Here is a 7,062-nt window from a genome sequence, read left to right on the forward strand (position 1 = left end):
TGAAACAAGGCGCGATTATCGCGCCTTTTTTGTGGCTATTTTTTGAGGGCTAATGCGCGTTGGGTGGCAACCTTTTGTTTAATCCATGTTTCGTTAAACCACAGTGATAATAGAATAATTCCACCGCCAATAATAAGCCGTGGATAATCGACATCATGGTTCCAAATCATTAAGTTAACGATTAACCCCGCGGGTACTAAAGCATTATTCATGATCGCTAATGCACCAGCATTGACCATGGTGGTACCTTTGTTCCAAATGAAATACCCCAGTCCAGAAGCAATCACACCGAGGTAGGTTAAAATTCCCCACTGCAATGATGTTGTGGGGAATTTGGCACTATTACCAAACAATAAATACATTGGCACAGCGACACACACAGCGCCTAAATAAAACCAGCCAAACACGGTATGTTGTGGTATATCCGTTTGTTCTTGTTCAATAATGCGTTTATAACCAACTTGGCCAATCGCAAAGCACAGGTTTGCGCCTTGAACAATGAAAAAGCCAATAATAAAGTGTTGATTAATTCCCTCAAATTTAATTACCGCCGCTCCAATCACTGCGATCACCGCACTCAGTAAATACCACGGCGAAAATTGTTTATGTAATGCGTCATAAATGAGGGTGACGTAAATAGGCGTAAAAATCGTAAACAGTAGCACTTCTGGAACGGTTAAGTACAAGAACGATTGATAATAAAAGCAATACATTAGCCCAAGCTGAAATGCGCCAACGACCATTAATTTGATAGCAAGTTTAGGGTGTAGGTGTTGGGTACGTAAAAAAGGTAAAAAAACGAGTGCTGCGAGACAAACGCGGGTTAAAACTGAAAACCAAGCATCAACTTGACCTGCGAGATAAACGCCAATTAGGCTAAACGAAAATGCCCATAATAGGGTTATTAGTGATAAGTATTTCATCGTTGCAACTGGGTGTATTAAGAGGGGATAGCAGCAGTGTAACCAAATTGTGCGATGAAGAATATGATAATGACAGCGTACCATCGTTATCATGATTAGCAGTCGTTATGATAACGACTGCTATATTTATAGTGAGTTATTATTTTAGCGGGACGATCAATAAATCAACCGGAGTGCGGCTAATTAGCTGACGAGTTGATGATAAAATCTTACTCCAGAAATCTTGATGATGACCGCAAATTACTAAATCAACATTAAGATCTTTGATGGCGCTACAAATTTCTTCACTTAAATCACCGCTGCCGACTAAGGTGTGAGCAACAGGGTAACCTGCATTATTGGCAAGCTCATGTAATCTATTTTGAGCATCGCTTTCAGCACGTTCGTGCATTTCTGCTAAGTTAATATCAATTAAGCCCGTATAGAGATCAGCATAGTCAACATCGATGTGGACCAGTGATAGTTTAGCATTCAATGATTGTGCTAATTTCGCGGCTTTATTGACGAGATAGGCGCTATCTTCAGAAAGATCGATAGCTGCGATAATATGTTTATAAACCATCACTTATATTCCATAGCCATATAATAATAGTCTATGTTAGCACTGGTCTACACTTAAAAATATCGATTAGATCGCATCTATAGATTACGAAATGGTTAATTATTTTTCGTAATCGTTGAGCCATTTTTATTGTTATTTTAGTGGTTTATACTAATAGTTGTTCTCTTATTTAGGACGTTTTGTTCATTTGTTGCATTCTTAACAATGCACAGTGACAATGTCTTGATTACACTTAAACAAACAGGAGTAGTGCAATGTTAGCCAAGGCAATGGTTGAAAATCTTAACGAGCAAATTAATTTAGAGTTCTTTTCTTCAAATTTGTACTTACAAATGAGTGCATGGTGTGAAGATAAAGGGTTTGAAGGTGCCGCTGCGTTCTTACGCGTGCATGCTGCTGAAGAGATGGAGCATATGCAACGTTTGTTTACTTATGTGAGTGAAACGGGTGCGTTACCTATTTTAGGTACCATCGAAGCTCCTAAGCATGAGTTTGCTTCTCTTGGAAATGTGTTTCGTGAAACTTACGAACATGAACAACTTATCACTAAAAAAATTAACGAATTAGCACACGTTGCTTTTTCTACTCAGGATTACTCAACATTTAATTTCTTACAGTGGTATGTGTCAGAGCAGCACGAAGAAGAAAAACTATTTAAAGGCATTTTAGATAAAATTGAGTTAGTTGGTGAAGATGGCAAAGCATTATTCTTTATTGATAAAGATTTAGCTGCAATGGCTAAAGGCGAGTCAGCACCAACATCAGTCATGGACTCACAAGCTTAAAGTGGTTCTAGGGGGGTGATACATCGCCCCTTTATCCCTATAAGCGCGTGATATAAAGAGGGGATAACTATGATCAGTGGTGATGCACTTTTGGTTGCGATTTTTTTGGTGGCAACCGTTAATACTTGTCGGTATATCAGTACATTACGTTCTTTGTTAGTGGTAATGCGAGACTGCGATCCGTTGTTATATCAACAAGTTGACGGGCGTGGTTTCTTTTCGTCACAAGGTAATGTCAGTAAACAAATTCGCTTATTTCATTATATTCGTAGCCAACAGTATAAAAAACATCACGATCCGCTATTTATGGCGAAATGCATGAAAGTCAGAAAATTGTTCGTATTGGCTAGTACTTTTATGATCACTTTCTTTGTGGCTATTTTTGCAGTGGCTTTTCTCGGGCTTTAAAGATCACTCTCTGTTTAGGTGTCACTTCCTCAGTGACACTCTCTTTGCGATCCCCTTCTTCAGTGTTATATCATGTGCTTGGTATGGCTAAACTTTATTAATACCACTTCATTTATTACTTTTCAGTATTGGAAACAACGTCGCTATGGATCAATTTGTCATCTGGTGGTCATCACTTGAAAAGGGTGCCTCTGTTAATTGGATGTATAACATCGGCTTGTTGCTGCTGTTGAGTACATTACTGTGGGGCGGATGGTTATTACTTTCACGCCGACTAGCAACCATAGCGAACAAAACGCATTTTATTTGGGATGATGCATTAATTGATGCCGTTCGAGCTCCTGTTTCGTTGTGTATTTGGGTGTGGCCTGGATTGATGTCATTAGGAATAATGGTTGATAACATCACCTCTTATTCAAGTGGCTTCTTGGCTTTATTGCGTCACTTATTATTGGTCGGGGTCTTTATTTGGATTCTGATGCGGTTGATTACCAATATTGAACAAACCATTTTAGATAATCGCCCACATCGAGATGCCACTACCGTCACCGCTATTTCAAAAATATTACGCTTAATTGTAATGGTATTGAGTAGCTTAATTGTGATGCAAAACTTCGGTTTAAGTTTGTCGGGGTTGCTGACCTTTGGTGGTGTCGGTGGTTTAGTTGTTGGTATGGCAGCCAAAGATTTATTAGCCAATTTCTTTGGTGGAATGATGATTTATTTTGATCGTCCCTTTAAAGTGGGTGATTGGATTCGCAGCCCTGATCGCCAAATTGAAGGAACGATTGAGCGAATAGGGTTTCGTATGACGGTGATTCGCACTTTTGATAAACGGCCGTTGTATGTCCCTAATTCAGTTTTTAGCTCGGTAGTGGTAGAAAATGCGTCACGAATGCAGAATCGTCGTATTAAACAAAGTGTTGGTTTACGTTATTGCGATGCGGCGGTTGTGGGGCTGGTGGTTGATGATATAAAAACAATGCTTCAAAACCATGCTGATATTGAAACGCGCCAAACCTTGATTGTGAGTTTTGATACTTATGGGCCATCATCATTGAATATTTTGGTGTACACCTTTACTAAAACCGTTGATTGGGTCAAATACAAAGCAGTACAGCAAGATGTGATGCTGAAAATTGTTGAAATTGTTCATGCGCATGGCGCTGACTTTGCGTTCCCAACTACAACGCTAGACATGCCAGCGGCTGCGGTGACAGCATTAGCTGCTATTGAACGTCATCAACAAGCTTGATTTTTATCGAATAAATTCTTGTGGTGGGATAGCTGTTGGTATTGGGCTGAGAGGCAGGTAAAATAGCCGTAACAATAGAAAAAGGATGCTAACTGTTAGCATCCTTTTTGCGTTTATTTAGTGACATTAAAGGCTGATTGAAATCCATGGCGAACAAATATGATGTAGTAATTATTGGTGCAGGTGCTGCCGGCTTAATGTGCGCAGCTACAGCAGGCAAGCGCGGACGCTCAGTGCTTGTGCTGGATCACGGCAAGAAACCTGGTCGTAAAATTTTAATTTCAGGTGGTGGTCGCTGTAATTTTACCAATAATGATGTTGCCGCTAATAATTATGTTTGCCGTAATCCCCATTTTGTTAAATCAGCATTGTCACAATATAGCCAATGGGATTTTATTGGTTTGGTTTGTCAGCATGAGATTGATTATGAAGAGCGTGAGCATGGACAATTATTTTGTCTCGATTCCGCAAAAGACATTGTCAAAATGTTGGTGGCTGAATGTGATATGCCTAATATCAGTTTACGTTATCAAACCGACATCAGTGCTGTTACCCAATTAGATACTGGGTTTAGTTTGAATGTTAACGGTGAAACGATCTGCTGTGAATCGCTGGTGGTGGCGACAGGAGGCTTGTCGATGCCTAAATTAGGTGCAACGCCATTTGGTTATCAAATTGCAGAACAGTTTGGCTTGAAAATGGTGCCGACGACTGCTGGTTTAGTGCCGTTTACTCTGCATAAACAAGATAAAGATGCTTTTGAAGAACTTTCGGGCATCGCTGTACCTGCTGTGATTACGACAGACAACGGTACTAGCTTTAAAGAGAATCTACTATTTACCCACCGTGGCCTTTCTGGTCCTGTGGTGCTGCAAATTTCATCTTATTGGTTACCAGGACAAAAGGTGAGTATTGATTTATTACCGATGCTTAATTTGGCTGAAACATTGCTTGAATTACGTGAACAACACCCAAATCAAAGTATAAAGAACACCTTATCTCGATTGTTACCTAAGCGTTTAATTGAAGTATTAATCACTCGTGGCGATATTACTGATAAACCGTTAAAGCAACTTAATCATAAAGAATTTGAGCAGTTAGCGACGTATTTCCATCACTGGAATATTGCGCCTAATGGGACTGAAGGTTACCGCACTGCTGAAGTGACCCTTGGTGGGGTTGATACTGATGAATTATCATCAAAAACCATGGAATCTAAGCAGATTAAAGGGCTCTTTTTTGCTGGTGAAGTGATGGATGTCAGTGGTTGGTTGGGGGGATATAACTTCCAATGGGCGTGGAGTTCAGGTTATGTAGCGGGTCAAAATGCATAATATTTGAGCGAATATTTGAGTGTTTTCGTTCTGAAAAGATTCAAATTTTATCCAAAGTGGTGTTTTTTTATTGATATTACTTGGTGGTGAGTAAATATTTACCAAGTAATATCATATTGTTAGGGGTTGTTTTGATGGTTTTCAAAAAATAAATCTTTACAATAATTGCGAACCACATAATAATGTCGGTGCTCTGTTGTTCAGAGTTATTAATGAAAACATCAAGTAAAAGAAAAACCCTCAGAATATCTTCGTTATTGTTGCATTCCTTAGTGTTTCCCTTAGCTTCATCGTCACATTCAATAATTCAAGCTTTCAGCGCATCGCGATTTATTCGCGTTTAATTTTTTATGAATTTTAATCAAAATTAAGGGACACATTATGTCTACTGGTATCGTTAAGTGGTTCAACGAAGAGAAAGGTTTCGGCTTCATTACTCAAGATAATGGCGGCGCTGACGTATTCGTTCACTTCCGTGCAATCGCATCTGAAGGTTTCAAAACTCTTGCTGAAGGCCAAAAAGTGTCTTTTGAAGTAGAGCAAGGCCAAAAAGGTCTTCAAGCTGCAAACGTTGTAGCTTTATAATATTTTAAGTCGACGCAAATGGTCGCAGTACCGTTTGCGTCACTTTTGATAACACCCATTTTAATTTAAAAATTATTTATACAATATCATCGAAATATAAAACACTTCCAACATCTGCTTCTGTATTTGTCGTTACGTTCATATTTACTTCGTTACTTTATTATAAATAAAAACTCAAAAACTTAATTAGCATGAATAATGTTAGATGCCTTTTATCATCTGAATATTTTTCTGCTAGTAAAAAACTAAGGATACTTATGTCTCGTTCATTAGGCCGTAAGCGATTTTGGTTCCAACAGAATCGTCAAGAAAACCCTGTAAATACAAATGAAAATCAAGAGGTTAATAATGATAGTAAACTTTAATTTAGTAAAAAACCAACGCACTTGGAGTGCCAATATTCATCAGTTAAACAGTGATGTATTAAAGCGTCATGTTCTTATTAACGGTAATGTTGATAATCTTGATATCTCATTTAGTTACTGTGAAAAAACATCAGCAGGTAACATTACAAATAGCAGCAATAAAGTAATTGGTAATTTCTACATTTCTTATTAATACCTCAGGGGATTTAATTAAGAAATGATTTTAATTAAATGTCTTATCTCGCCAAATGACATTATTTAATAACAATATAAATATAGTACACCTTCATAACAATTCGGTATGGTTATGAGTATAAGGATAGTGCAGTGATTTATATGAATATTATCATTTCAGATTATTGCAGTGTGCGATAATTTAATCGGATTCAAACTAGGGAACACACATGTCACTATCAAAAACAATGGGCACTGTTAAGTGGTTTAACGAAGAGAAAGGTTTTGGTTTCATTACTCAAGACAATGGCGGCGCTGACGTATTCGTTCACTTTCGTGCTATCGTTTCTGAAGGCTTTAAAACATTAGCTGAAGGTCAGAAAGTATCATTTGACGTTGAGCAAGGCCAGAAAGGTCTACAAGCAGCGAACGTTATCGCGTTATAATTCGACACGTTACTTGCTAATAAAATGCTGGCTAAGGCCGGCATTTTTTATATCTATGCATTGTTATTAGGAACCTTTCCTCTAAGAATATCCTGCACATCCTGCACATCCTGCACATCCTGCACATCCTGCACATCCTGCACATCCTGCACATCCTGCACATCCTGCACATCCTGCACATCCTGCACATCCTGCACATCCTGCACATCCTGCACATTTGATAGT

The 7,062-nt window shown here is 38.5% G+C and carries 9 protein-coding genes; 7 read left to right on the forward strand and 2 right to left on the reverse strand.

Going from position 1 to position 7,062, the window contains the following annotated elements; translation table 11 throughout:
- Positions 1 to 35: 35 nt before the first annotated feature.
- Together VXS03_RS18795 and VXS03_RS18800 are read right to left on the reverse strand one after the other, a co-directional pair.
- Positions 36 to 923 carry a carboxylate/amino acid/amine transporter gene (locus VXS03_RS18795; RefSeq protein ID WP_327765368.1) on the reverse strand — a complete coding sequence of 296 codons (888 nt, stop codon included), beginning with the start codon at positions 921 to 923 and terminating at the stop codon, positions 36 to 38.
- A 139-nt stretch (positions 924 to 1,062) separates the two neighbouring features.
- Complete coding sequence (locus VXS03_RS18800) at positions 1,063 to 1,485, reverse strand: universal stress protein (RefSeq protein WP_327765373.1); 423 nt, start codon at positions 1,483 to 1,485, stop codon at positions 1,063 to 1,065.
- Between the two features lie 254 nt (positions 1,486 to 1,739).
- On the opposite strand from VXS03_RS18800, the gene ftnA reads away from it, so the two are divergent.
- The 7 genes from ftnA to cspE (VXS03_RS18835) all read left to right on the forward strand — a co-directional run bounded on the left by ftnA (position 1,740) and on the right by cspE (VXS03_RS18835) (position 6,837).
- Positions 1,740 to 2,270, forward strand: a complete 531-nt coding sequence (gene ftnA, locus VXS03_RS18805; protein ID WP_080159266.1) for a non-heme ferritin — start codon at positions 1,740 to 1,742, stop codon at positions 2,268 to 2,270.
- Between the two features lie 69 nt (positions 2,271 to 2,339).
- Positions 2,340 to 2,678 carry a universal stress protein UspB gene (uspB, locus tag VXS03_RS18810; RefSeq protein WP_199190817.1) on the forward strand — a complete coding sequence of 113 codons (339 nt, stop codon included), beginning with the start codon at positions 2,340 to 2,342 and terminating at the stop codon, positions 2,676 to 2,678.
- A gap of 145 nt (positions 2,679 to 2,823) precedes the next feature.
- Entirely contained in the window at positions 2,824 to 3,933 is a 1,110-nt protein-coding gene (locus VXS03_RS18815; protein ID WP_327765369.1) for a mechanosensitive ion channel family protein, read from the forward strand.
- Between the two features lie 146 nt (positions 3,934 to 4,079).
- Positions 4,080 to 5,267, forward strand: coding sequence for an NAD(P)/FAD-dependent oxidoreductase (locus tag VXS03_RS18820; RefSeq protein WP_327765370.1), 1,188 nt, complete (start codon positions 4,080 to 4,082; stop codon positions 5,265 to 5,267).
- Between the two features lie 381 nt (positions 5,268 to 5,648).
- Positions 5,649 to 5,852: a transcription antiterminator/RNA stability regulator CspE gene (gene cspE, locus VXS03_RS18825; RefSeq protein WP_005372118.1), complete on the forward strand. Its 204-nt coding sequence runs from the start codon at positions 5,649 to 5,651 to the stop codon at positions 5,850 to 5,852.
- Between the two features lie 348 nt (positions 5,853 to 6,200).
- On the forward strand, positions 6,201 to 6,410 hold the full coding sequence (locus VXS03_RS18830; RefSeq protein WP_327765371.1) for a hypothetical protein: 210 nt from the start codon (positions 6,201 to 6,203) through the stop codon (positions 6,408 to 6,410).
- A 211-nt stretch (positions 6,411 to 6,621) separates the two neighbouring features.
- Positions 6,622 to 6,837 (forward strand): transcription antiterminator/RNA stability regulator CspE, encoded by a 216-nt coding sequence (gene cspE, locus VXS03_RS18835; protein ID WP_327765372.1) that lies wholly within the window; start codon positions 6,622 to 6,624, stop codon positions 6,835 to 6,837.
- Positions 6,838 to 7,062: the final 225 nt, after the last annotated feature.

The sequence above is a fragment of the Photobacterium sp. S4TG1 genome (assembly GCF_036040035.1).
GTDB lineage: Bacteria > Pseudomonadota > Gammaproteobacteria > Enterobacterales > Vibrionaceae > Photobacterium.

What these genes read in the sequence shown, in the direction of transcription:
- VXS03_RS18795 (WP_327765368.1), bottom strand. Translation starts at nt 923, where the DNA reads ATGAAATACTTATCACTAATAACCCTATTATGGGCATTTTCGTTTAGC.
- VXS03_RS18800 (WP_327765373.1), bottom strand. Translation starts at nt 1,485, where the DNA reads ATGGTTTATAAACATATTATCGCAGCTATCGATCTTTCTGAAGATAGC.
- ftnA (WP_080159266.1), top strand. Translation starts at nt 1,740, where the DNA reads ATGTTAGCCAAGGCAATGGTTGAAAATCTTAACGAGCAAATTAATTTA.
- uspB (WP_199190817.1), top strand. Translation starts at nt 2,340, where the DNA reads ATGATCAGTGGTGATGCACTTTTGGTTGCGATTTTTTTGGTGGCAACC.
- VXS03_RS18815 (WP_327765369.1), top strand. Translation starts at nt 2,824, where the DNA reads ATGGATCAATTTGTCATCTGGTGGTCATCACTTGAAAAGGGTGCCTCT.
- VXS03_RS18820 (WP_327765370.1), top strand. Translation starts at nt 4,080, where the DNA reads ATGGCGAACAAATATGATGTAGTAATTATTGGTGCAGGTGCTGCCGGC.
- cspE (WP_005372118.1), top strand. Translation starts at nt 5,649, where the DNA reads ATGTCTACTGGTATCGTTAAGTGGTTCAACGAAGAGAAAGGTTTCGGC.
- VXS03_RS18830 (WP_327765371.1), top strand. Translation starts at nt 6,201, where the DNA reads ATGATAGTAAACTTTAATTTAGTAAAAAACCAACGCACTTGGAGTGCC.
- cspE (WP_327765372.1), top strand. Translation starts at nt 6,622, where the DNA reads ATGTCACTATCAAAAACAATGGGCACTGTTAAGTGGTTTAACGAAGAG.